Source organism: Coleofasciculus sp. FACHB-1120 (assembly GCF_014698845.1).
Taxonomy (GTDB): Bacteria; Cyanobacteriota; Cyanobacteriia; order Cyanobacteriales; family FACHB-T130; genus FACHB-T130.
Window position 1 is genome coordinate 16,819 of record NZ_JACJTV010000038.1, and the last position, 25,926, is coordinate 42,744.

The window sequence follows — 25,926 nt, forward strand, 5'->3', positions numbered from 1 at the left end:
CTGAGTATTTGTAACAGCTTCGTCTGTTGCCCTCAATCAAGCGACGGGCGGGGCTATCTGAGGTGTAGCATGACAAAGGAAGATTTGGGATTAGCGATCGTCGCTCATCAATAAAGCCACCGGAAAGTGTTTTAAGGCTTCCCCAATCAACACCGTGCCATTCGCGGTGAGTGACTGAGAAGTAATTGCATCTTTCATCGCAGAGGGCATTCCCTGAGGTAGCTTCAACTGAGTGTCCTCCCATATTTCACCCAAAGGATATTCTCCTTCCTGAATAAGGTTCGTCAGCAATCGCGGCGCAATCGTAATTGCTACCCGATTTTCATGGCTTCTGGCAAAAGCAACAATCCGATCCTTAAACTTCCCGTCCACTTCTAGCGGGATGTAATCTCCTTTTTGGAAAACTTCCAGATTTTGTTTTCTTGCCTCAAGAACCCTAGCTATCAAGAAAAGCTTAATTCTTCCATCTTCTTTACTCGCAAATAGCTCCTCAATTAACTTCAGAACATCTGCCTTAGCTTTCTCTTTAATCTCTTTGAGAAATCCTAGCCGCTGCTCAAAGTCTACTGGACGCCGATTATCCGGGTCTACTAAACTCAGCTCCCATAACTCGGTTCCTTGATATAAGTCAGGCACACCAGAAGCCGTAATTTTTAGCAAAGTTTGGGAGAGAGAATTGAAGATTCCATAGTGAGCGATTCGCTTTTGGAAAGGCAGAAACTCCTGGAGAAATTGATTATCTGCGGAAGGCTTCAGCACCTCTTCAATAAAGGCAACAAAGCCATCTTCATAATCAGTATCTGGTCTAAGCCAAGCTGTGTGAACTTTAGCTTCTCGAACCGCTTTCACTACAAATTCTTTCACGCGCTCTACAAAGTGCGATCGCTCACTTTCACCAAAGGGAAAAGCACCGACCAACGTTTGATAAAAGAAGTATTCATCATTCTTTTGGGGAAAAACCCGATTGTTCAGTCGGCGTTTTTTAGAATCGTTAATTTCAATCCAAGTCTTTACCTGTTTTTCCCACTCATCAGGGATTTCTGAAAGCACATTTATTCTAGTCCTGGCATCTTCCCCACGCTTCGTGTCATGGGTTGCTGTGGCATTCATTTTATGAGGCCAACGCTCATGCTGTTTTTGGTTAAACTCGTGAAAATCCCCAACTGTAACCCCGAATTGGCTCGGATTCCCCCCCACTTCATTCAGCGATAAAAGCCGGTTGTAGACATAGAAAAGCGTATCCTCAATTCCTTTCGCCATCAAGGGGCCCGTTAACTGCTGAAGCCTCATCACGAAGTGACGCTGTACTTCTTTTTGTTCTGTTTTTAAAGAGTCTTCCTCTTCCAATAATAATAATTTTTCAATGTAGTTTAGTTCTTTCAAAAGCAATGGCACTTGCTCTCTAGCTTTTTCAATGACTTCCTTTACATAGAAGCGATCCGATTCTCTCAAGCCCTCCTGATTAATGTAAGTTCGGTAAACGGGAAACAGTATCAAAATTTCAGCCAATGCTCTTTGCAGACCATGCTGAGTAAAATCGATTCCTACTCTAGAATGCCCCGACACTCGTTTTAGGAGATGGGCTAAATTATCTACATCTCCTGCCATATTTTTCTCCACAATCAGCCTCTTTTTATCCATAAAAAGTTGCTCGTAGGGGGTATTTAAACCTGTCAGTCTAGAGTAAATCTCGGTAAACCGCTCCTCGCTCTCAGTTTTGCAGAAAATCCCATTAACACGGTTTAAGAAGTCATAGCCGCTGGTTCCCTCTATCGGCCAGTAAACGGGTAAATCTTCCTTGTGTTCCAGAATTTTCTCGACCGTAATATAGATATCTCCCGTTTTGTTTCTCAGCCGTTGCAAATATTCACTTGGATCGTAGAGTCCGTCAATATGGTCGATTCGGAGTCCAGTAATTGTTCCAGACTCAACCAACTGACTGATAAAATTATGAGTTTTGTGAAAAACCTTAAGTTCTTCGACTTTCACAGAAATTAATTCGTTAACTGTGAAGAATCTTCTGTAATTCAGTTCTTCAGCACCCACCTTCCAAAAAGAGAGACGATAAAACTGTTCTGAAAGCAGCCTATCGAGAGCATTAAAAGTTTCTGGATTGCCCTTCTCCCCATTAAAAAATTCTAGATTACTATCAATAAACTCTTGAATCTCTGGGTTTTGGGTGTAAAGTTCCCAGAGAAGTCCTTTTACAAAGGCTATCTGGTCGTATCGTTCTTTGCCTTTCGGTTCTGTTAACGTGTTTTTGAGCAGATACAGTATCCCTAGCAACTTAATAAAATCTGGGTGAGTTCTTCCCAGAGATTTAGCTAGTTTTCCTAAATTATGAGTAATGAAGGGCGCGTAAGTTTCTATTTTTACAGGGAGTTTTAAGCTGAAGTAATTGACACTCAACCCACTTTGATTGTCATACCGGAGTTGAATTTCGCCATTTTCTAAACAATCGCCATAAAAGTTCCCCAACATTGGGGCAAGAACTCGCTCTCTCAGGTTTTCATAAGGATGATTCCAGTCAATATCGAAGTAGTCAAAATACTCGGAATTTGACCCATTTTCTAGAATGTCCATCAGGAATTGATTCTGGCTATCATAAGCCATGTGGTTGGGAACAATATCCTGTACCCATCCCATGTCATAATTCTTGATTTCACTCACCAAGGCTTCAAATTCTTCTTGCGTTCCAAGTTCCGGATTCAGTTGTGTGGGATCAACAACATCGTAGCCATGAGTGCTACCTTCTCTTGCCTTGAAAATGGGCGAAGCGTAAACATCGGAAATTCCTAATTCAGCGAGATAAGCAATCACTTTTTTGGCTGAATCAAAGGGAAAAGCTGCGTTAAATTGAATTCGGTAAGTAGCTGCTGGAATCCGCATGATGTGATTTTGATTCCTCAATGATATTTTTAATTTTGTCAGGTGAACAGTACTTGCTCTACAGTGCTGACTCTACAGTGACGACTGACGAAGCCAAGCTTCAATCGTCTCGTTATCATCAGTTTGATAATCAGGATTGAAAAGCTCCGCCTCGTGTATTATCCTGCGATTTCGTAGAGAATGATACTCTGTGGTTTTATGGTCAATTCTTGGTTTGGCGTGATTTTTTCAGGTAAGGTGGAACCAGAACCCATCCACTGAGCATCGGAAGAGTCTAAAATCTTTTGCCAGTTGCCACTTGGTAGATTAGCTGTAAAAGTGACCTCTTTCTGATTGAAGTTCATGATGGAGTATATCTGGCTAGTTTCACTCCAACGACGAAGGAATAAAATTTTATCTGCTTCAATGCTGGATGCTTCTAGAGTATTTTTGTCTAGTTTTTTCAAAGCGGGAATGCTTCTGCGGAACTGTATGAGTTGCTGATAAAATTCCCAAAGAGCTTTGTGTTTGCCTTCTTTTCGCTTTTCCCAGTTAAGCTGACACCTCTGGAAGGTTTCAGGGCTTTGAGGGTCTTGCATTTCGCCTCGACCGACAAATACTTTAAATTCTTCTTCTTTGCTCTTGCGAATGGCTTCAATCAAGTCCTTATCTGAATGACTAATAAAGTAAAAGAAAGGCGCTTCCTCACCATACTCTTCCCCCATAAAAAGGAAGGGGACAAAGGGAGATAGAAAAATAGCCGCCGCAGCTAGCTTCAGCCCTTCTAAGGAAACAAGCTGAGATAATCTTTCTGCTAAGACGCGATTACCGATTTGGTCGTGAGTCTGGGTAAAGACAATGAATCGATATCCTGGTTCGTCTTTAGAATAACTGCCATGACGACGTTTTCTATGAGAAGCGTATTGCCCAGAGTAAATAAAGCCTTCCTTGAAAGATTTTTCAAGTTGCTCAACCTTTCCGAAATCCTCATAATACCTGTCATTTTCTCCCGTGAGTAATGTATGCAATGCGTGGTGAAAATCGTCATTCCACTGTGCATCTATTCCATAGCCACCTACTTCTTTGGGTCGAATAACTCGGACATCGTTTAAATCACTTTCTGCTATTAGATAAAATTTTCTTCCTTGTTGCTGGGAAAAATAAGCGACTTGGTCTGCCATTTCCTGCAATAAGGGTCTAGCCCCCATCTCAAAAATACCCTGAATGGCATCTAATCTTAGACCATCTATGTGATATTCTTGGAGCCAGTAAAGAGCATTTTCTAAGCAAAAATCACGGACGCCATCGCTATATTTGTCATCAAAATTCATTGCTTCTCCCCAATCACCGCGATATTTGGTGGTGAAGTAGGGAGCAAAGTCTCGGAAATAATTTCCTTCAGGACCTAGGTGATTGTAGACAACATCTAAGATGACTGAAATACCGTATTGGTGACAAGCATCGACGAGTTTTTTAAGTCCTTCGGGGCCACCATAAGAATTCTGTACGGCAAAGGGAAACACGCCATCATATCCCCAGTTTCTTTCACCGGGAAATTGGGCAACTGGCATAATTTCAATAGCATTAATACCTAATTCCCTTAATTCTGCAAGTCTGGGGATTATTGCCTCAAAAGTGCCTTCTGGGGTGAAGGTGCCGACGTGTAATTCGTAGATAATGGTTTCATCTAAGGGGATGCCAGACCAATCCGTATCGTTCCAGACAAAAGTGCTAGAATCGATAACTTGAGAAGGGGCGTGTACCCCCTTCGGTTGATATCTTGAAGCTGGGTCGGGTCTATCAATTGCTCCGTCGAGTTTATAGTAGTAAAGCGTTCCTGGTTCAATCCCTGAAGCTTTGACTTTCCAGTAGCCTTCTTCATCCTGTTGCATGGTGAGAAGGCGTTCTTCAGGAGAAACAATTTGTACGGCTACTGTATGAAGAGTAGGTGCCCAAACGGTAAATTCACAATTTCCGTTGCCCAAGTAACAAGCGCCAATTCTCACCTTTAATTAGCCTCGCTGTTAAGAGTATTTATTGCCTGATGGCGAAGTCGCGTTAACGTATCCCAGAATATAGTTACGGTTAGTTACGTAGAACTGCCATAGGGTGTATTTTTATTTACTCAATTAGCGATCGCGCATATCACCTTACTGACCTCCAGAGATGCCAGAAGGCTAAAAGCCACGCTATTAGAGTCAGAAATCACTTCCCTCTGTACTTGTGGCTAAGCTTAGTGGCATCTTGAAATGGGGGGATTGGGAAAAATGTTATGCAAACAATGAGGATTCCTTTTCAATTGATTTGGGTCGTGGTGGCAATCTGCGTGCTGCCTAGCTTGCTGAATTTGTTGGGAGTGGATTTTGCCTCACAGAAGCATCCCTTCGAGGTGCCAGGGACGGTGGGAAGGTCTCCCCGCGAATTGATCGAGGCGATGCACTACACGCTCTCCGGGAGCTTTCTGCACACTCTTCTGGAGTGGAGTGCGTTCTGTATCGCCATATCCATTCTTATTTTGTCTTTGATTCACTTCAGCCTGAAGCGCGATGCTGTCATGCTCATGATTGGCATGGCAATTTTTGGCGCGGGGTGCATGGACACCTTTCATGCCTTAGCCGCCGACCGATTGATCGAGGGGATGGCAGATAGCCAAAATCTAATTCCCTTGACTTGGGCAATCTCCCGACTTTTCAATGCTTTGATTCTACTGGGAGGTGCGGGAATTTTTCTGGTGACGAAACCAGGAAAGTGGCAGGGAGGCGCGGCTTTTGTTGCGATCGCTAGTTTATCCTTGGTTATTGCTTCTTATACAATTATCTATCTCTGCACCCATAGCGTCATACCGACAACTGTTTTCCCATCGATTGTCACTCGTCCTTGGGATATCCCCCCCCTTTTATTTTTTATATTTGCAGGTTTTTTTGTTTTTCCTCGCTTTTATGATGCTTATCCTAGCCATTTTTCTTTAGCACTAGCGATTAGCGTGATTCCCCAAATTGCCGCTCAATGTCACATGGCTTTTGGGTCAACTGCGTTGTTTGATAACCATTTCAATATTGCCCATTTTCTCAGAAATATTGCTTACATCATCCCTTTGATTGGCTTGAATTCGGAGTATATTCATACCGTTCGCGAAGAAGCCTTAACGGTTGACAAGTTAGAAGCAACCCAAAAAATATTATTAGATAAAACTAAACAGTTAGAACTAATTAATCTTGAGCTGCAAAAACAAATTGCTGAGCGCCAGCAAGTAGAAGAAGAATTGCACCGTTCCAACATCGAGCTAGAAAGAAGAGTTGAGGAACGGACAGCAGAAATTAGACAGACAAATGACTTGTTGCTGATTGAAGTTGCTGAGCGCAAGCAAGGTGAAAATCGCTACCGAGAAAAATCCCAAGAGCTAAAAAATACTCTGCTTGACCTCCAGAAAACTCAAGCTCAACTGATTCAAACTGAAAAAATTTCCAGCCTCGGTCAATTAGTGGCTGGAGTGGCTCACGAAATTAATAATCCAATTAACTTTGTTCACGGCAATATAAACTATGCCTGTGAATATGTGAATAGTTTACTGTATTTGTTACACCTTTACCGAAAGCAATACCCACCCACACCTGAAATCGAAGAAGAAATTGAAGCAAGCGACTTAGATTTTATCATTGAGGATTTGCCAAAGTTACTAAAATCAATGCACCTGGGAGTTGAACGGATTCGGGAAATTGTGCAGTCTCTACGTTCCTTTTCTCGCGCCGACCAAGCGGAAATGAAGCCGGTTGATATTCACGAAGGCATTGATAGCACCTTACTGATTTTGCAATATCGACTGAAAGCGATCGCTGGCGGTCCCATGATTACCGTGAGCAAAGAATATGGCAATTTGCCATTAGTTGAATGTTACGCGGGACAGTTGAATCAAGTGTTTATGAATCTGCTGAGTAACGCGATTGATGCAGTGGAAGAGTCAGTCGCCAAGGAGAAAATATCTTGTCTTTTACCAACCATCAAAATTAGCACCGCTGTTGAAGACGAAAATAAAGCGGTGATTCGCATTGCTGACAATGGGCCGGGGATGACAGAAGACGTGTGTTCTCATCTATTTGACGCCTTTTTTACAACGAAGCCGGTGGGAAAAGGCACCGGCTTAGGATTGTCTATTAGTTATCAGATTGTGGTAGAAAAACATGGTGGCAGTATGGAGTGTGTTTCTGCACCCGGACAAGGGGCAGAGTTCGTCATTAAGATTCCGATTTGGCAGAACAAGATATAGCAACTCTCAATGATTCGAGAAGTCTGGGATCTATCTCGGCAGAGGCGACTAGCATAGAGTTGAGTATTGAGAAGCGCGAGATAAACAGATGAATTTTTGTAGCGATAATGTCACCGGAATTTCGCCGGAAATTATGGCAGCGATCGCTGCCGCTAATCAGGGTACCACCATGCCTTATGGTGATGATGAATATACCCAGCGCTTGTCAGCCCAGTTCACGGAATTGTTTGAGACAGATGTGACCGTTTTCCCCGTCGCCACGGGTTCTGCTGCTAATGCCCTTGCCCTGTCTGTTATTGCACCCCCCTTTGGGGCGATTTATTGCCATCGCCAATCTCATATCAACCTGGATGAATGCGGGGCACCCGAATTTTATACTGGCGGCGCAAAGCTAGTGACACTTGATGGCGCAGATAGCAAGATTCGCGCTGCTGACTTGGCTGCTGCGCTGGCAAAAGCGGGTGCTGGCGTCGTCCATCACGTACAGCCTGCTGCGGTAAGCTTGACTCAGGCAACGGAAGCTGGAACTATCTATCAGCCAGAGGAAATTTCCCAGATTGCCGAAATTGCCCATACCCACAATTTGGGTTTACACATGGATGGTGCCCGTTTTGCGAATGCAGTAGTTAGCTTGGGTTGTTCTCCGGCGGATATCACTTGGCGGGTTGGGGTTGATGTACTATCGTTTGGAGCGACTAAAAATGGTGCGATGGCAGCAGAAGCCGTCGTCTTTTTTAATCGAGATTTTGCCAAAACTTTCGCCTATCGTCGCAAGCGCAGCGGGCATCTCTTTTCAAAGATGCGGTTTTTATCTGCCCAGTTGGAAGCTTACATCAAAGATAATTTGTGGCTGAAAAATGCTGCCCATGCTAACCAAATGGCTAAGAAATTAGCGCACGGGCTAACAGCGCTACCAGGAATGAACCTGTGCTACCTGGTTGCAGCAAATGAAATTTTTATTCAGTTGCCAGAGGAAGTTATCCAAGGGCTTCTTACCGAGGGTTTCCAATTTTATCGCTGGGAGGGGGAATATTCCTCAACCGTGCGATTAGTAACCGCTTTCAACACTAAGGAAGAGGATGTGACTGCCTTTATTGAGGCGGCACGGACACACTGTGTTTCTCCACCGCTCGTTTCTCCTGCTACTAAGTAGGTGGAATTAATTATTTGTAGGATGGATTAGCCATAGGAAGCATTCGCGTTTTAATCTTGTTGGTTATACCCAAGTATTTCTGCGCGAATGCGAAAGCCCCTACAGGAGTTTAAGAGATGTGGATAAAGCATAGAATTTTTAGCCGGGAGGGTATTCCTTTCCCTAGTTTAGGATTTCGTTCCCCGCAAGAGAGCCGAGTATTCGTGAAATGAACGTTGCGGCGCACCCGCAATAGAGAATAGCGATTTTGCTTGGGAAGACGCATTATCGAGTAAGAATTCCAGTTGTTGAACGGCTTCTGGTGGCGTCTGCTGTCGTGCTGTCCAATCTAAGAAATCAATCGGTAGATGCCATTGTTTTATCGCAGTAAAGGGCATCCCAATACTTTCGCCAGCCGCTTGCCACTCAGAGATCATCCAATTCCAACTATGAGAAGGATCGCGTAGTTTCTCCACCTGATTGATAAATTCTGCCAAGGTAATATCTTCCGGTGAAATTATGTCTACAACCAGAAACTTCCCCCCCGGTTTTAGCACTCGAAAAACCTCACTCAGCGCGGGTTTCAAATGAGGAAAATGATGAGCGACATAGCGGCAAGTCACAATATCAAACTGCTCATCGGCAAAGGGGAGTGTTGTCGCATTGGCTTCCTGAAAATGCACGTTATTCAAGCCTCGTGCCGCTGCTTGCCGCGATGCCTCCGTTAACATTTTCTGGCTTAAATCAATGCCAATAACTTCGCGAACGTGGGGGGCAAAAGCAAACCCAGTATGTCCTCCCGCGCACCCTACATCAAGTACACTCATCTGTGATGTTGGCTCCGCTGCCTGCACCATCAGCTTCAGATCGTGCCCTTGCGCGAAAATGGGTGATGTACTATAGGCATTTGCGGCGCGGTCAAATTGCTCTCGGATTGTTTCTTCCGGCTTCATTTTTGACTCCTAAAATAGGTCTTGTAAAATTCTCTCTTCTCTTACTCTGCGCCCTCTGCGTCCTCGGCAGTTCGTTTTTTCCCACCTACGGGAAATCCGATGAAATTAGTGTTTTTAGCTCTAAGCGAATCAGATTGAGAAGCGATCGCTTTCTATGCCATCTTTCTGTATCATCACCGCCCGATGCCACCAATGCCGATAGCACGCAAAGCTTTAAAACACTCTCAACCCAGCAATCTCAGCGTCTCAATCGCCCGACTCGGAATCAGCAGCATCTGTAGAGACGGGCATCACCAGCACCTTATCAACCCGATTGCCATCCATATCCATCACTTCAAAACGCCAGCTACCCAGCTGAAAATGGTCAGCAGCCGTAGGAATTTTCCCTAAATGGGTAATCATAAAGCCGCCCATTGTGTGATAATTGCCTTTTTGCGTTCCCGGCAATTCCTCAATATCTAATATTTCAAAAAACTCTTCCACTGACAACATTCCATCAATCAACCACGAACCATCTTCGCGCTGTACGGCTGGAGGAGATGTCTTACTATCGATTTCTACATCACCAACGATTTCTACTAAGATGTCGTTGAGCGTAACCAATCCCTGAGTGACGCCGTATTCATCTACAACCAGCGCCATGTGAGTGCCGGTTTGCTTGAACAATTCCAGAACTTTCAACCCTCCGGTACTTTCAGGCACAAATACCGGCTGTTTCAACGAGATCGTTAGGTCAAGCTGTTGTCCGGACAGGCAGCGCCCTAATAGGTCGGTCACGGGAATGATGCCCAAAACATTATCCAGCACTCCCTGACAGACGGGAAATCGGGAATAGGCGCTGTTTATAATCTTGCATTTATTTTCTTCTTGAGAATCTTCTAGGTCAAGCCAGACAATATCCGGTCGGGGTGTCATTAACGCACTCACGGGTCGGTCTCCTAGGCGAAACACTCGTTCCACCATGTCTTGTTCCGCTGCCTCAAAGGTTCCCGCCTCCGTGGCTTGCTCGATTAAAGCTGTAATATCGTGTTCGGTGATTTCACCATCGGTAGACGGTCTGATGCCCAACAGCCTCACCATCATATCTGTGGAGGTACTCAATAGATAAACAACTGGGGCGGCAATAGTAGCCAACATCCGCATCGGGATAGCAACGGCGGAAGCAATCCGTTCCGGATAATTTAAAGCCAGCCGCTTGGGCACTAGTTCGCCAATAATCAGCGTCAGATAAGTGATGATCAGAATGGCGATCGCTGATGCGATCGCGTTTTTATACGGAGCGATCCAGGCAATCAACCCTAATAGAGGGGTAAGGCTTTTGGCGATGGTTCTTTCGCCGAAAGCACCGGAGATAATTGCTAGGAGGGTTATCCCTACCTGAACAATCGCCAAAAACTGATTCGGGGAATTCGCCAGTTCCAAGGCAGCGCGTGCTTTGACATCCCCTTGGTTAGCCAGCTGTTGCAGCCTCACCTTCCTAGCCGAGACGATAGCTAACTCTGACATCACAAAGATGCCATTGGCAACGATCAGGAGCAAAACAATCAGAAATTCGGTAGTAGGGGTCATTTGTAAAGATGTCAGTAGTATCGGCGAACGGTGCCTAAAGTGGAAGAAGGGGCGATCCCCAAAGTTGGTTTTTGAAAACCAGAGAACGACGTGCCCACCCCAATATCGGAACCTGGGGTTCCCCAAAAAAGCAGTAGCTATAGAGAAAGTAGCATTTTGTGTAAAGCAGAAATCTATCGATAGAGCAGTCTCGATTTGAACTGCCTTCTAAAATGATGGAGGTAGGGAGATATACTCCTGCCTTTTTATCAGAACGAATTAAGCATTTCCTCCAACTGATGGCATTTTCTTCTATTATTCGTGCCCTAGGGCGATCGCCTCTTACGACAGAACTCCTTTCTAAGCTCAACCAACAACGGTATCTACAGCTCAACGGAATTCCCCGTTTTCCAAAGGGATTGGTGGCTTCTGCCCTCGCCCAAGCCCAAGGGCAGAATTTGTTCGTAGTCTGTGCCACCCTGGAGGAAGCCAGCCGTTGTTGCGCTCAACTGGAAGCAATGGGTTGGCAGACGGTACATTTTTATCCGACTTCTGAAGCGTCGCCCTACGAACCATTCGATCCCGAATCAGAGATGACTTGGGGACAGATGCAGGTATTGGCAGACTTAGTCAGGGCGGAGGTGACAGGACTGAGGACTGAGGAAATCCCTCAGGAGTCCAAAGGAAATTCTCCGCCTCTGACTTCTAGCACTTCTTCCCCCTCACCCCCTGCTTCCCAGCCCTTCGTTAACAGTCCTCAGTCAGCAGTGAAGATGGCGATTGTGGCGACAGAACGATCGCTGCAACTTCATTTACCGCCGCTTGAAGCTTTTAAGCCTTACTGCATCACCCTAGAACGCGGGCAGAGTTGGGATTTAGACGCCTTTAGCAAGAAGGTCGCGACTCTGGGATACGAACGGGTGCCTTTGGTGGAAATGGAGGGGCAGTGGAGTCGGCGCGGGGATATTATCGATGTGTTTCCGGTGTCGGCTGAGTTGCCGGTGCGTTTGGAATGGTTCGGGGATGAGCTGGATCAGATGCGGGAGTTCGATCCGGCGACGCAGCGATCGCTTGATAAGATTGAGCGATTGGTGTTGACTCCGACTGATTTTAGTCCAATTGTGAAAGCGGCGTTAGAAGATACGAACCGCACTAGCGAAGCCATGCGCGTTAGCGCTTTAGACGCCCTAGCGAAGCGGGGCGAAGCCCTGGACGCGAAGGAAAAGAGGGAAGAAGAACCAGAGAAGACTACGCGGCGGTTGTTGGGGGTGGCTTTTGAGAAACCGGCTTCTTTGTTGGATTATTTGCCAGAAAATACGCTAATTGCGATTGATGAACCGGAGCAATGTCGCGCCCATAGCGATCGCTGGGTGGAACACGCTGAAGAACAATGGACAATTGCGAATGGGAAGGAGCAATTACCAAAAATCCACCGCAATTTTGATGAATCTTTAGCGGCGGCGGAACGGTTTGTACGGCTGTATTTATCTGAACTGGTTGAATCCTCAGTTCTCAATCCTCAATCCTCCGCCCTCAATCTGGCTAGTCGTCCGGTTCCGGTAACGCCGCATCAGTTTGCTAAGATTGCGGAAACTTTGCGGAATGAGCGCGATCGCAGTTTCTCGATCTGGATCGTTTCTGCACAGCCTTCGCGTTCTGTGTCGCTGCTCCAAGAACACGATTGTCCGGCGCAATTTGTTCCCAATCCCCACGATTATCCGGCGATTGACAAGTTACAACTCCAGAAGACGCCGGTGGCGGTAAAATATTCCGGGATCGCGGAACTGGAAGGATTTATTCTGCCGACTTTCCGGTTGGTGGTGGTGACAGACAGGGAATTTTTTGGACAGCATTCTCTGACAAGTCCCAGCTATATCCGCAAGCGTCGTCGGGCGGCGTCTAAGCAAGTCGATCCCAACAAGTTGCGCCCCGGTGATTATGTGGTTCATCGAAATCACGGGGTCGGTAAGTTTTTGAGACTGGAAAGTCTTACCGTTAATAACGAAACCCGCGAGTATTTGGTCGTGCAGTACGCAGATGGTTTACTGCGAGTGGTGGCAGACCAGGTGGGTGCGATGTCTCGGTTTCGCGCCACTGAGGGGAAACCGCCGGAACTCAATCGAATGTCCGGGAAGGCGTGGGAAGCTACGAAGAATAAAGTCCGCAAGACGATTAAGAAGTTGGCGGTGGACTTGCTGAAGTTGTATGCTCAGCGATCGCAGCAACAAGGTTTTGTTTATCCAGCGGATTCGCCTTGGCAAGAAGAATTAGAGGATTCTTTCCCCTACCAACCGACGCCAGATCAGTTGAAGGCGGTGCAGGATGTGAAGCGGGAAATGGAAAGCGATCGCCCGATGGATCGGTTGGTGTGCGGTGATGTCGGTTTCGGCAAGACAGAAGTTGCCATCCGCGCCATATTTAAGGCGATTACCGCTGGGAAGCAAGTTGCTTTCCTCGCCCCGACGACGATTCTGACTCAGCAGCACTACCACACCCTCAAAGAGCGTTTCGCCCCTTACCCGATTGAGGTGGGTTTACTCAACCGCTTCCGCAGTGCGGAGGAACGCCGCAATATTATCAAACGACTGGCGACGGGAGAATTAGATGTTGTCGTTGGCACTCACCAACTCTTAAGTAAGGAGATTCGTTTCCGCGATTTAGGGTTATTGGTGGTGGATGAAGAACAGCGGTTTGGCGTCAACCAGAAGGAAAAAATCAAATCTTTGAGAACCCAGTTGGATGTGCTGACTCTCAGCGCCACGCCGATTCCCCGGACGCTTTATATGTCCCTGTCGGGAATCCGCGAAATGAGTTTGATTACCACGCCGCCACCGTCTCGGCGTCCGATTAAAACTCACTTGGCATCCTACGATCCCGAAGCGATCCGCACGGCGATTCGCCAAGAACTCGACCGGGGGGGACAGGTGTTTTATGTCGTGCCGCGAGTCGAGGGAATTGAAGAAACTGCCACGAAGTTGCGGGAAATGGTGCCAGGAACCCGGCTTGCGATCGCTCACGGTCAATTAGACGAATCGGAGTTAGAAGCGACGATGCTTGCCTTCAGCGCTGGGGAAGCGGATATCCTCGTCTGTACCACGATTATTGAATCCGGTTTAGATATCCCCAGAGTCAACACCATCTTGATTGAAGATGCCCATAAATTTGGTTTATCCCAGCTGTACCAATTACGCGGACGGGTGGGACGTGCTGGCATCCAAGCTCACGCATGGCTATTTTATCCCAAGCACAAGGCGCTCTCAGATGCTGCACGGCAACGGTTACGAGCCATTCAGGAATTCACGCAGTTGGGTTCTGGCTATCAACTTGCCACGCGCGATATGGAAATCAGGGGCGTCGGTAACTTATTGGGTGCGGAACAATCGGGGCAGATGAATACCATTGGTTTCGACCTTTATATGGAAATGTTGGAAGAAGCGATTCGCGAAATTCGCGGACAGGAGATTCCCCAAGTTGACGATACGCAGATTGACTTGCAGCTAACGGCATTTATCCCCGCTGATTACATCCCCGATTTGGATCAAAAGATGAGCGCTTACCGGGCAGTGGCGGCAGCGAATTCTAAGGAGGAATTAGTGAGTATTGCCGCAGAATGGAGCGATCGCTACGGGAGTATCCCCAAATCTGCAACTCAGTTGTTGCGGGTGATGGAACTCAAACAACTGGCGAAAAAACTCGGCTTTAGCCGGATCAAACCAGAAAGTAAGCAACACGTTATCCTAGAGACACCGATGGAGGAACCCGCCTGGAACCTGCTCAAAGATAATTTGCCAGAACACCTGAAAACTCGCTTTGTCTACACCCCCGGTAAAGTCACCGTCCGCGGTTTGGGGGTATTGCCTGCCGAGCAGCAGACGGAACATCTGATTACTTGGTTGGGTAAGATGCAAGGGGCACTCCCAGAACCGGCACTCGTCTAATTTATCAAAGAGTCTTAGCGCGAGTCTTAGCGCCCGATTTGCAGGGTTAAAAAGTTGAAAATTGGATACCAATAAATCGGGAAAATCGGTAGCGTCAAAACTTTTCTCTTTCCCTCTGCAAATCTTTTGTTACTTTTGCTACCAATCCTCTATCAATCCCAGGAAAGATAATGAACAAATAGCACTCAAAAAAATTACCCCGCTGGATACTTCCGCATTGACTGAATACTTAGTTTAAATGTAATTAATAGATGCAGTACAGCCAAGCGAATCCTGAAACTTACTGAAAGCAGAAATTCCGGAACATTTGTTTAACTTATCTAACTTCTGTTCTTTTCTAATTGGCTTGGTCTGGCATTTCATGATTTTAACCAGTCGAGAAATAAACTTAGATTCAGCCTCTAAGCAATCTCATCTGAGGTATTTTGACGTGCCATTTGTTGAATTGCTGATTATTTCATCAAATCTTTAAAAATCCTGATAGAATTTGTTCGTAGTTTTATGAAACATTTCTTTAGGGTTTGTATCTTGGAAATAGGGATGAGCAAATACTCAAGCAACCGGAAAACATAAGGGTGAACCTAATGAGTATGATCTGCACAGACAAACAGCCGAATACCCTAGAAAGTATTGCCCTCGCTTCGGCAGAGAGCGTACAAGCAGCTAAAGTCGTTCGCTCGCCCAAAAAGCAGCCATTCGATCTACTGCGCCCACTCCGTCAATGGCTGGACGGAATTGAGATTTCTGACCGTCAAATGGCTGAGCGTCTCGCAAAGGCGATTCCGGCACAGTGCCCCTTTGAGCGCGATATCAAGCTATTTGGTCACAAAGTAGGACATATTCCTCCCTTGTGCAAACTGAATCCGTTTTATGACCAACTGGTTGGCTTGCGTTTTCGGGCGCTTTGTTATCTAGTCGATCAATGTGGTGTGGATATCCAGTCCTACATCTAGAAAAAGCTAGAGCAAATTGTGCTGAGACAAGCATACGCTCATCAGGCGATCGCTTGATAGAAGTAAAGGTTAAGCATCAACCCAGTCAATCGCACCTCACTCATTTGGGCGTCTCCGCTAGACCCATTTGGATGAAAGAAGTTTCCGAATTTTCCTACACTTACGACGATCCGGAAACTTGCTAGTTTTTAGAAGAGGATGTCACGGCAATGGCGTCAGATGGACAGCCTGTGTAAAGGGCAAAAGGCGAATGAGTAATATTTCCTGCCAGGATTCCTCGCACTTGCAAACTTGAGCGCAACGTTAGAAAGCATTATTCAGCTTGGATAATTTGAGGAGTTTCAGCCCGGTAACGCTGCCAACTGCGACTCAATTTCATCCGGATTGAGCTTTTGACCGATAAAGACTAACTGAGTTTGCCGAGTTTCCTCTGGTTGCCAAGGACGGTCATAAAATTGATCGAATCGCGTTCCCACTCCTTGTAATACCAGCCGCATCGCTTTATTGGGAACAGCCACAAATCCCTTGATTCGATAGATTTCCTGTTGTTGCACTAACGCTTCCAACTGTTTTTGCAGTTTCTGGGGATCGAAAGCACGGTTTAAAACCACTTGAGTTGAGGTAATTTCTTCATCGTGATCGTGGTCTTCTTCAGTGTCGTGATGACTGGGACGATTATCTAAGTTGTCTTCTACGGCACTCTGGAAGCCCAGGAGAACCTCCGGATCTAATTTTCCGCGATCGCTAGCTACCATCTTGACAGCACGAGACAGTTCTCGTTCAATTAACTCTACGACCTCAGCCTGCTGCGTAGCATTCACCAGATCGGTTTTATTCAACACCACCAAATCCGCACACGCTAGCTGATCTTCAAAAAGTTCTTGCAATGGGGTTTCGTGTTCTAGATTGGGATCTTCCTGGCGCTGTGCGTCCACCGCTTCGGGATCGCTGGCAAACGTTCCCGCCGCCACTGCTTCGCAATCCACGACTGTAATCACAGCATCTACTGTAGCTGCATTGCGAATTTCGGGCCAGCGAAATGCCTTCACTAGCGGCTTCGGTAACGCCAATCCCGATGTCTCTACTAAAATGCAGTCCAGGCTATCTCTGCGCTTCAGTAGTTCTAGCATCGTCGGCAAGAATTCTTCCTGAACCGTACAGCACAAGCAACCATTGGTTAATTCAACAATATTGCTGGTGCTGTCGGCTTCTTCTTCTGGACAGTAGCCACAAGAACGTAGCAATTCGCCATCAATCCCCAGTTCGCCAAATTCGTTGACTAAAACGGCGATGCGGCGTCCTTGATTGTTCTGTAGCAGGTGGCGAATCAGAGTTGTTTTACCACTCCCTAAGAAGCCGGTGATGACAGTGACGGGAATTTTGGTAGCCATTGTTGGAAAGGTTTTGGGTTTTGAATTCATCATTCAGTACCAAGGCGGCGAGGGCGGATCTCCGTTTCTTTACGAGTGCCTTGTATACACGATTGACTATTCTAGGCTGAAAGCTGAAATTTAGGTGGATTGCGCGAGCGCTCTAGGGCGATCGCATCTAAATTCTGGATGTCTTTCCCCAGCAGAATCTCATCATTAGATAAATATAAAAACTAAATGCTTGAACCCCTTGTGTAGCAGCTATTTCAAAAATAAGAGACGTTTTCTGTACTACCTTGGCAGGCAATCTGCTTGTTCTTTTGGTGATGCGAGTCTATTAATAACAAATAAGATACAGTTATCTCCATCAGCCGGTGCAATGTGAGTGTATTCCCCTTCACGGGCTAAAAGATAGTGGATGGTGAACAGGCTCTATATTAAATCCAACCTTTTACCTCAGCATCAGTAAGCGATCGCTCCAATTCCAAATACTCGCTTTTAGCCGCTTGCCGCCTATGTTTCATCATCACCACTTCTCCTGCACCCCTGGTATAAAAGCGTCATTCAAGGCAATGATTTCCACTTGTTTTCACGAAAAAACATTGAAAATTTGTATACATAGCTACTTATTTTTTTAATTCAAAGAAAGATATTGAGGTTATTATTTTTACTTGTTTTGATGAGAAAATATTAATATTCATGCACATGAATACTCAATCCATTTATCTAAAGATATTATTGAAAAAATTCCTGACACTGGCACGTAGAGGTCAATAATTTATGGCTTACGAACGAGTCTCCAAACGCTCCTCTGGGAATTCTCACATCCATAAAAAAGATTCTCGCTGGACTACCCCTGCGATGCCAGTGCAAGCTAAACCAGTTTCTGCGTCGCCACAAGAGCAGGAAATGCCCAGCTACACTCCACTACCCGCTGACTGGGTGACTAATAATAACTTGATGCGGAGTCTGTCAGGGGCGGGAGTAGTCCAGCGTCAGGAAGAGTCGGGCAAAGAGGAGCTAGAACCGATTCAGGCGAAGCTTACCATTGGTCAGCCCGGAGATAAATATGAGCAGGAAGCTGACCAAACAGCACAGCAAGTCGTAAATCAGATTAATGCACCAGCTCCCCAGCAATCATCTCAAGCTGAAACTCTCCAGCGCGAGGAAATGCCTGAAGAGGAAGAACTTCAGATGAAACCAGCATCCGGTATTATCCAGCGTGAGGAAATGCCTGAAGAGGAAGAACTTCAGATGAAACCAGAGGTACACCGTCAGTCTGATGGTGGTGGAATGAATGCTACGCCTGACTTGGAAGCATCTATTCAACAGGCTAAAGGGAGTGGACAACCCCTGGCAGACAATATCCGGGAACCGATGGAGAAGGCATTTGGGGCAGATTTCAGCGGCGTTAACATCCATACTGATGCCCATTCTGACCAACTTAATCAATCAATTCAGGCTAAGGCTTTTACGACGGGGCAGGATGTGTTCTTTCGGCAGGGGGCGTATGCTCCGGGGAGTCGCGGGGGGCAGGAGTTGATTGCTCATGAGTTGACCCATGTGGTGCAGCAGAATGGCGGGGCAGTGCAGCGATCGCCTCAGCCACAGGAGCAGCACCAGCAAACCTCAACCACTGAAACTCTATCCAAATTGACCATTCAACGGGCCAATAATCCTAAGCCAAGATCCACAAAAGCCCAATCCAAAATAAAATCGAAGATTGAAGATGCCTTTGATGAGTCAAACTCAACAGAATTTGCGAAACAGGCGGCAGAGCTTTACGCTGACTCTCCTGATTATTTTGTCAGCCTGTTAGTCTACAAAATTAAAAAACATACCAGTAAAGGAAATGAATCCAAGCTCAATTATTGGTATATCCGTAGCCCAGAAGAAGCCAAGGAGAAAGCCTTAGTAATTTTAGAGTCTGGGGTATCTGATGACCCAATCGAAATAACGGCAGAACTCAAGAAAGTTATTGAGACGAAAGATACTCATTTAGCAAAACGTATCTCTGCAAAGTTATTTGCAGCTGATAAGGTAGGCTTCTTCCAGTTCTTTTATGATAGCCATGTAGCAGCCGGAACGGATACAGAAAAACATAATACACTCGGCTATTCCCATATGCATCACATGGAAATGTTCAAAATGGGTTTAGAAAAAGCGAACGTGATTGTCACCAAAACCTATGCAAATCAGGCTGCAGACCTAAAGATTTCTGAACTGGTTGAACTAGCAAAGAAAGTCAACGGAGAATTTTTGATTAACAATGTGCTTGACTCTCTTAAGGCAGGTGACCAAATCATTGACATTCTCAAAAGCCAGGAACTTTTGGCAGAGATTAAGAAAAGCTCCCCCGATGCTTATGCCGCATTTGTAGAACGTACACCGCAACTCAAACTGATTAAGTACGTTGAAGATCAAGTTGAGGAAAAAGCCATTGACTCGACGGCGGTAGACAGCATTATTCAAGAAATTTTCAATGCTTTTATCAATAATAAAGGCATTGATATTACCTACTGTACGAATACCTTTGACCCCAATAAAGACATTCTTGGCGGAGGTACAGAAAAGTCTAAAGATGCACGTAAACAAAAAATCGATATGATGATTACAATGGGTGCAGCAGCCCCGATTGCCCCCGCGACTCAATGCCATTTCTTGCTCAATGCTTTGAAAGATTTATTTGAGTCGTATCCCGGTTTACAGGCAGCAACCGATAACAGTGGCAGAATCAAAGGCACATTGCTTACCCAGCCGCTAGACACGCTCCCAGGCGGCCTTATCAAAAACGACTTTGGCGGAAACGTTTTTTTGGAGGACGGAACGCCGACCAAACAAATTTTATTCACAGGGGACGACGACGGTAAAGACTCTCACTCGTGGATTGTGGCGAACAATATCGCCTATGACCCTGTACTAGGGACACAGGGCGCAGCGGTGACAGCTTCAAAAGACGGTGAGTTCGAGGTTCTAAAAACGCCTAAATTGGTCTTTAAGGAACAAGGTGTAGAACGTTACATCGTCAAGGTCACGCCAGAGGTTTCAAAAACACTCGGTATAACAGTCCAAACCCCTGGAAATGCGTATGGCTTTGGGACTGCGTATATCCTCACAAATAATTGGCAAAGGTTCTATCCGGAGGACTAAGTGCGATCGCCGAGCTTGTAGGGTACCTCGTGAGACACCCTACTTATTTACCAGATGCCCAACTTGGTGGCTCAATGCTTTTACTGTCCATTCCCCCAATCTGGCGCATAAATAATCACTATCCCCTGGTGGTAATGTCTAACTACAGTGAAAATGGTCATGCAGCAGCACAAAGGCATCAATTGAAAAAGGGTACTGTTGACGCACCGATTCGATTGCTGCTCGAAGAGATGTACAAGCCACTGCGCTGCATAGCCAATCTTGGCGTTGATAGGTAACCTGAGTAATAAAGTAAGTACCGTCATCAACGTGAGTCTTCTATAATTTGATATCTGAATAATGTGTGGACTGTATTATTAGAGTTCCTAGTTGTAGGCTGCGTCGAGATGCGCCCTATGACATGCGATCGCGTTTACCTTGTTCAGGAAGGAGGAGAGGATGCGATCGCTCCAATTCTTGACTCTGTTGCTTACTTTATCAATCGGTTATTAGAGCCTATGCAAAAAATAGGATAAGAAGTGTTTATAGCGGTTCTTATGTTGAGCTAAATACGCTCGTAGGTGCGTTGTGAAGCGATGCCCCTACCATAAATTGTCTTGGATAAAAGTGAGAACCGCTATAAACTATAGATGAACGCAGATATTCAGCTCGCCCAAGGACTTTTTGGATAAGTTATAAGTCACTGGGTAGAGATAAACGTAACTCACGCTCGTGCTTCGTGGTTCATAGTTCGCAAGTAATTTTCTATTCCCCGATGAACTATGAACCGTTTCATTACTTAGATTGTTTTGTGCAATCCTACTTGATTAAGCTTGTTGCCACATCTCCTGAATTTCACCTGGGAGATAGCTACCAACTTCCTGAATTCGTTCCGAAGATAGCTCCTCTTTGGTTGCAGAAAATACGGCTTTAATAATTGTTTCTGCATCTCTTTCGGGTAAATTACCCTCTTGCCTCAGCCGAACTAAAAAGTTCTCCGGTTTGATTTTTAACTGGGGTCTTATTTTGCTTAAGAAACTGACAATTGGATTGGTGTCTTCCCACAAATCTTCCACTTCATCAGTTGCTGACTTGTCCAGTTCTTCCTCGACTCGCTCGACCGCTTCATTAGACATTACGTCGCGCATGGTGCGGAAGACTACTTCAGCCGCATTTTTTGCTTCATCCAGATCCTTTAAGTTTCCTTTTGTCTTGACTTTCTCTAAAAATGCGTGGTGTGATGCCATAATTTTCTGCAAATCCTAAAATTATTAAACTTGATTAAATGAGTGTTCTCAAAATGGGACACTCAAACTCTAGTTAATTTATAAAAGTAATTTAATTCTTACGTCTCTCTGAAGAAGTAAATAACTTTACGTAATTTTTTATCTAAGTTTTCAGCCAATTAAATCGTTAGTTGCTGTATGATTAGCCATTTGGTAGAGTAGGAAATATTACCTCCCAAGCGAGATGTGACTTGCTCGGTGTGTGGAAGCGCTGATACAACCGCTGCAATTTTGTAGATTTCTCAAAAGTCCATACACTTGAAGTTCGGAAAATGAAACCTGTTCATCCCTCACGTCAAAATCGCTTCATTCCTAGCAACTGGCGAATCGAGCAACTGCCTGGATTAAGTGCTGAAAATCAAGCTGGATTAATAGACTTCGGCATAAAAACCACTTTGCAACTACTCCAGCAAGCCAGTAGCCCGGTGCAAAGACAAGCCTTAGCTACTCAGTTACAGATTCATATTCAACACATCAATAAATGGGTGGCTTTGGCGGACTTGTCTCGCCTTCCGGGTGTGGGTTGCGAATATTGTGGGCTGCTGCTTCATGCCGGGATTGCTTCTTGTGCCCAACTCGCGCAAACGCCCGTTGAAAGAATACATCAACAAATTTTGCGGCTTCAAGTCGCCACGCTACAACGCCGGGATCTATGTCCCACGCGGGGCGCGATCGCACAATGGATCGACCAGGCGCGTGTAGCTACGCGATCGCCTTCTTGCAGTCGCGTTTAAGAGACATTTCCTATCACCACGATGCCCGATAAAAGCTGACAATCCTGAAAGCTTGATGATAATGGCTTCACCATCACCCAGCCTCCAGGATTGTAAAAAATCGTGTGTTGTAGTCTAATCTTGAGCGAGCAGAAACTTGTTATTCGGCAGTTGCGAGATCCGTGCTACCACGGCTGCGCTTGCGTGTCAGCGTGTTGAACAGCATCTGACCAATTGCCTTGATCAAGTTGCCATTTAATTCTTGGAACAGCTTCATATTCATGGCAAAAGCATCATTGGCTTCATCCACAATCTTGTCTGCTGTGGCATCATCAATGGGCAGATCGTTCATGGCTTGGCGATAGGTTGCCTTGAACGCCTTTTCATCTTCAATTTCTTGAAATTCGTAGAAAGCAGTCCCTTGCCCATCTGTGAGGTTCATCGCCCGTTGAGCAATGCCTTTGAGGATTTGACCGCCGGATAAGTCGCCGAGGTAGCGGGTATAGGAATGGGCAACTAACATTTCTGGGGCTGAAGTTGAGACTTCGCGGATGCGCTGGATGTATTCTTCAGCAGCAGGCGAGGCAGAGATTTGTTCGCGCCAGTTGGTGCCGTAGTAGTAAGCGAGGTCTTGTTCTAGGCTCTTTTTCCGGTTTAGCTGGGGAAAATAAATCTTAGACAGAATCGGGTGTTGCCGGTGCCGTTCCATCTCTTCTTCCATTGCGGAATAGACGAAGTAGAGGTTCTTGACCAGATTCCGGTAAGAGTTCTTCTCAACAACGCCTTTTAAAAAGCACTTGACAAAACCAACGTTTTCTGCCATTGTGTGGGATTTTTTGGTTCCCTCACGCAATTTGGTTGCTAAATTGCTACTCATGCTAAATTTCTTATCCCTAAAGTCTACGGAGGAGCGTATCGATCTTGTTCGCGGCTGAAAAACCGCTAAAACGTTAGATTAGACTGATTTGCTGAGAATTTTCATTAAGAATTTTGAAGATCGATGGCTGTAGAAAGCAAGTCGTAAGGAAGCAAGGCAGCGACAACTTGGGATTCTAGATCGGGCTAAAACGCAGCTACAATGCGGCTGCTAGGCTCTCTGTAACATTTTATAATTTCTCGGTTTCTGAAGGATTTGGGATAACCCACTAAAAAGGGCGGGTTTCCCCGCCCTGAAAGGCTAATCAATGCCTCATCGTTACCCACATTCAAAAGCTTGAATGCCGAAGCTTTAAACGATGGAATTAAAGTAGATACATCTGGATTGCAAGAAGGCTTCGATAGATATCTAGAAAAATCCCCTGTGCTTTACCCAGAGGAGTGTCAAGCCCTACTGTGCTGTCTGAGTGGAACCAAGACTTGCTTGAATATCCGGAGGCAAAATTACTTTGTCAACAACGTGGATGACGCCGTTGCTGGCTGGAATATTCGGCTGGATCACCTTGGCGTTGTTTACGGTGATTTCGCTGCTAGCACTATCAACCTTAACGGTGACAGGAGTACCTTCAACGGTTTTCACCTCTCCTGATTTCAGTTCGCTGGAAGAGATTTTCCCTGGCACCACATGGTAGCTCAGAAGCTTGACTAAGGTTTGTTTGTTTGCTGGTTGCAGTAGCTTGTCCACAGTACCGGCTGGTAAAGCGGCGAAAGCGGCATCAGTCGGTGCAAATACCGTGTATGGCTTGTCCCCAGTTAATTGGTCAGTCAAGCCTGCTGCTTGCACGGCTTTGGTGAGGGTGGTGAAGGAACCATTGCTAGCTGCGGTTTGTGCGAGTTCTCCCAGGTTTTTGTTTTCGGTTGCAGCACCGTTGGCTTCAGCCGCAGGTGATGTGGTAGGAGATGCTTCAACACTGGGTGAGGTGGTTGTAGTAGGAGCTTGAGCAACGGGTGATTCAGTCGTTGCGGTAGAGTCGCCCGCAGGAGCTTGGCTCGTCGTGTCTGCACCAGGCTGACCGCTGCAAGCAGAGAGAACAACTAAGCTACCAACACCGATGACGCTGAACAACAGTTTTCCTAAACTTTTCATGAATGGCCTTTTGGTAAAGATAAGTTACAGAGCTATTTACAAAAGTTAATAATAAATTGGTCAATAGCCTCTCAGCCTATGGAGGTATTTAGAGATGCGATCGCGTCTCTCTAAGGAAAGGTGTTACCAGGCTAATGCCAGCCCATCGGCGCGGGGTTCGGAGGCGGCAACCAGTACCCCGCCTTGTCGCAAGATGATCTGACCCTTGCCAAACATTCCCGGCTCTGCGCTGATTTGGATATCATGACCCCGTTCAGCCAGAGCTAAAGCGATATTTCGAGGCACCATCTGTTCTAAAAGCACTGTCTTACCAGCAACAAACCGCCACCTCGGTGCATCCAGCGCTGCTTGGGGATTCATCCCATAGTCTAGGAGGTTGACAACGACTTGCAGATGTCCCTGCGGTTGCATGGGTGCCCCCATGACACCAAATGGCCCCAAAGGTTGATTGTCTTGCGTCAGAAAGCCGGGAATAATCGTGTGAAAGGGGCGTTTAGCGGCTGCCACTTGATTCGGGTGTTCGGGAGTGAGCGTAAATCCCGATGCCCGGTTTTGCAGGGCGATGCCGGTATCGGGAACCAGAATGCCGCTGCCAAAGCCACTGTAGTTGGATTGGATAAAAGACACCATCAGTTCGCCGTCAGCCGCCGCGAGATAGACGGTGCCTCCCTTGGGTAAACCAGGCTGAGCGATCGCAGCTTCTTTTCCAATTAAACAGCGCCGTTCGTCTGCATAAGCTTTGTTTAGCAGGTGTTCTAGGGGCACCTCCATAAACTGAGGATCGCCAATATATTGATGTAAATCGGCAAAAGCTAGCTTCATCGCTTCAATTTGCAGATGGTAGCTAGAAACTGATTCGCGGGGGTAATCAGGTAGGGGATAACCTTCCAGAATATTCAAAGCCATCAGCGTCGCGATGCCTTGAGTATTGGGAGGAATTTCCCAGACGGTAATGCCTCGGTAATTTGTGAAAATCGGCTGCACCCAGTCACAGGAGTGGGTTGCTAAGTCCGATGCTGTTAGAATGCCGCCGGTGTTGGCGGCAAAGTTAGCGATTTTTTCGGCAATTTCTCCTCGATAAAAGCTTTCCCCTTCAGTTTGGGCGATCGCTCTTAGGGTTTTGGCATGAACCTGACTCCGCCAAATTTCCCCAGCGGCGGGTGCCCGATTTCCCGGAAAAAATACTTCTTTAAACGGCTGAAACTCCGGCGCAGTCAGCGGCAAATAGATTGCCTCGGCTCGCTTCCACGCCCGTGCCGTCTCTGGCGACACCGGGAAACCTTCTTCAGCGTATCGAATCGCTGGTAGAAATAGCTGCTCAAACGGTAGCTTTCCCCAACGCTTCCATAATTTTTGCCATCCCGACACAGCACCCGGTACAGTGACAGTCAGCCAACCCAGATCCGGGAATTGCTCCATTCCAACAAAAGCGTCTAGATTGAGCTGCTGGGGACTTTTCCCCGAAGCATTCAAGCCGTGTAATTGCCCATCCCAAACTAAAGCGAAAGCGTCTGAACCAATGCCGTTGGAGGTGGGTTCAACTACCGTCAGCGCGATCGCCATCGCGATCGCTGCATCCACCGCATTTCCCCCAGCCATCAGCATTTCCATCCCAGCCAAAGCCGCCAGAGGTTGGCTAGTTGCCACAGCACCTCGCTGCCCCATCACCACTCGTCGGCCACTAAAGTAGGGATAATCAGTTAAATTTTCTGGCGGCATTGCATTTTTAAACCGGGCAATTCATACCGA

16 protein-coding genes and 1 pseudogene are annotated in these 25,926 nt (G+C 46.3%); 7 read left to right on the forward strand and 10 right to left on the reverse strand.

Going from position 1 to position 25,926, the window contains the following annotated elements:
- Positions 1-90: 90 nt before the first annotated feature.
- Together treY and treZ are read right to left on the reverse strand one after the other, a co-directional pair.
- Positions 91-2,889 (reverse strand): malto-oligosyltrehalose synthase, encoded by a 2,799-nt coding sequence (gene treY, locus H6H02_RS23175; protein WP_190822230.1) that lies wholly within the window; start codon positions 2,887-2,889, stop codon positions 91-93.
- A 158-nt stretch (positions 2,890-3,047) separates the two neighbouring features.
- Positions 3,048-4,874 (reverse strand): malto-oligosyltrehalose trehalohydrolase, encoded by a 1,827-nt coding sequence (treZ, locus tag H6H02_RS23180; protein WP_190822232.1) that lies wholly within the window; start codon positions 4,872-4,874, stop codon positions 3,048-3,050.
- Between the two features lie 266 nt (positions 4,875-5,140).
- Here treZ and H6H02_RS27345 point away from each other — a divergent pair, with 266 nt between their 5' ends.
- Positions 5,141-7,132 (forward strand): ATP-binding protein, encoded by a 1,992-nt coding sequence (locus tag H6H02_RS27345; protein WP_242040842.1) that lies wholly within the window; start codon positions 5,141-5,143, stop codon positions 7,130-7,132.
- An 88-nt stretch (positions 7,133-7,220) separates the two neighbouring features.
- Positions 7,221-8,285 (forward strand): low specificity L-threonine aldolase, encoded by a 1,065-nt coding sequence (locus H6H02_RS23190; protein ID WP_190822234.1) that lies wholly within the window; start codon positions 7,221-7,223, stop codon positions 8,283-8,285.
- A gap of 167 nt (positions 8,286-8,452) precedes the next feature.
- Here H6H02_RS23190 and H6H02_RS23195 read toward each other — a convergent pair whose 3' ends face one another.
- Together H6H02_RS23195 and H6H02_RS23200 are read right to left on the reverse strand one after the other, a co-directional pair.
- Positions 8,453-9,217, reverse strand: a complete 765-nt coding sequence (locus H6H02_RS23195) for a class I SAM-dependent methyltransferase (protein ID WP_190822236.1) — start codon at positions 9,215-9,217, stop codon at positions 8,453-8,455.
- Positions 9,218-9,463: 246 nt separating this feature from the next.
- The gene (locus tag H6H02_RS23200) at positions 9,464-10,786 is read right to left on the reverse strand and encodes a hemolysin family protein (RefSeq protein WP_190822238.1); all 1,323 of its coding nucleotides are present in this window, start codon (positions 10,784-10,786) and stop codon (positions 9,464-9,466) included.
- A gap of 278 nt (positions 10,787-11,064) precedes the next feature.
- On the opposite strand from H6H02_RS23200, the gene mfd reads away from it, so the two are divergent.
- The gene (mfd, locus tag H6H02_RS23205) at positions 11,065-14,703 is read left to right on the forward strand and encodes a transcription-repair coupling factor (protein ID WP_190822240.1); all 3,639 of its coding nucleotides are present in this window, start codon (positions 11,065-11,067) and stop codon (positions 14,701-14,703) included.
- Positions 14,704-15,293: 590 nt separating this feature from the next.
- Entirely contained in the window at positions 15,294-15,656 is a 363-nt protein-coding gene (locus tag H6H02_RS23210; protein ID WP_190822281.1) for a Mo-dependent nitrogenase C-terminal domain-containing protein, read from the forward strand.
- A 341-nt stretch (positions 15,657-15,997) separates the two neighbouring features.
- Here H6H02_RS23210 and cobW read toward each other — a convergent pair whose 3' ends face one another.
- On the reverse strand, positions 15,998-17,047 hold the full coding sequence (cobW, locus tag H6H02_RS23215; protein WP_190822242.1) for a cobalamin biosynthesis protein CobW: 1,050 nt from the start codon (positions 17,045-17,047) through the stop codon (positions 15,998-16,000).
- Between the two features lie 759 nt (positions 17,048-17,806).
- Here cobW and H6H02_RS23220 point away from each other — a divergent pair.
- Positions 17,807-20,176: a DUF4157 domain-containing protein gene (locus H6H02_RS23220; protein WP_199329499.1), complete on the forward strand. Its 2,370-nt coding sequence runs from the start codon at positions 17,807-17,809 to the stop codon at positions 20,174-20,176.
- 141 nt (positions 20,177-20,317) lie between these two features.
- Here H6H02_RS23220 and H6H02_RS27980 read toward each other — a convergent pair.
- Positions 20,318-20,508: pseudogene (locus H6H02_RS27980) on the reverse strand (transposase); the annotation flags it as partial.
- Positions 20,509-20,562: 54 nt separating this feature from the next.
- On the opposite strand from H6H02_RS27980, the gene H6H02_RS27790 reads away from it, so the two are divergent.
- Complete coding sequence (locus H6H02_RS27790) at positions 20,563-20,691, forward strand: hypothetical protein (protein ID WP_277922591.1); 129 nt, start codon at positions 20,563-20,565, stop codon at positions 20,689-20,691.
- Between the two features lie 291 nt (positions 20,692-20,982).
- Here H6H02_RS27790 and H6H02_RS23230 read toward each other — a convergent pair whose 3' ends face one another.
- Complete coding sequence (locus H6H02_RS23230) at positions 20,983-21,402, reverse strand: DUF2267 domain-containing protein (RefSeq protein WP_190822247.1); 420 nt, start codon at positions 21,400-21,402, stop codon at positions 20,983-20,985.
- 311 nt (positions 21,403-21,713) lie between these two features.
- On the opposite strand from H6H02_RS23230, the gene H6H02_RS23235 reads away from it, so the two are divergent.
- Positions 21,714-22,175, forward strand: coding sequence for a DUF4332 domain-containing protein (locus H6H02_RS23235; RefSeq protein ID WP_190822249.1), 462 nt, complete (start codon positions 21,714-21,716; stop codon positions 22,173-22,175).
- 139 nt (positions 22,176-22,314) lie between these two features.
- Here the strand turns inward: H6H02_RS23235 and H6H02_RS23240 are convergent, their stop codons facing one another.
- The 3 genes from H6H02_RS23240 to H6H02_RS23250 all read right to left on the reverse strand — a co-directional run bounded on the left by H6H02_RS23240 (position 22,315) and on the right by H6H02_RS23250 (position 25,896).
- The gene (locus tag H6H02_RS23240; protein ID WP_190822251.1) at positions 22,315-23,031 is read right to left on the reverse strand and encodes a heme oxygenase (biliverdin-producing); all 717 of its coding nucleotides are present in this window, start codon (positions 23,029-23,031) and stop codon (positions 22,315-22,317) included.
- 450 nt (positions 23,032-23,481) lie between these two features.
- A complete protein-coding gene (locus tag H6H02_RS23245) occupies positions 23,482-24,177 on the reverse strand; it encodes a fasciclin domain-containing protein (protein WP_190822253.1) in 696 nt (231 codons plus the stop codon).
- A gap of 123 nt (positions 24,178-24,300) precedes the next feature.
- Positions 24,301-25,896, reverse strand: a complete 1,596-nt coding sequence (locus H6H02_RS23250; RefSeq protein ID WP_190822255.1) for a gamma-glutamyltransferase family protein — start codon at positions 25,894-25,896, stop codon at positions 24,301-24,303.
- Between the last annotated feature and the right edge of the window lie 30 nt (positions 25,897-25,926).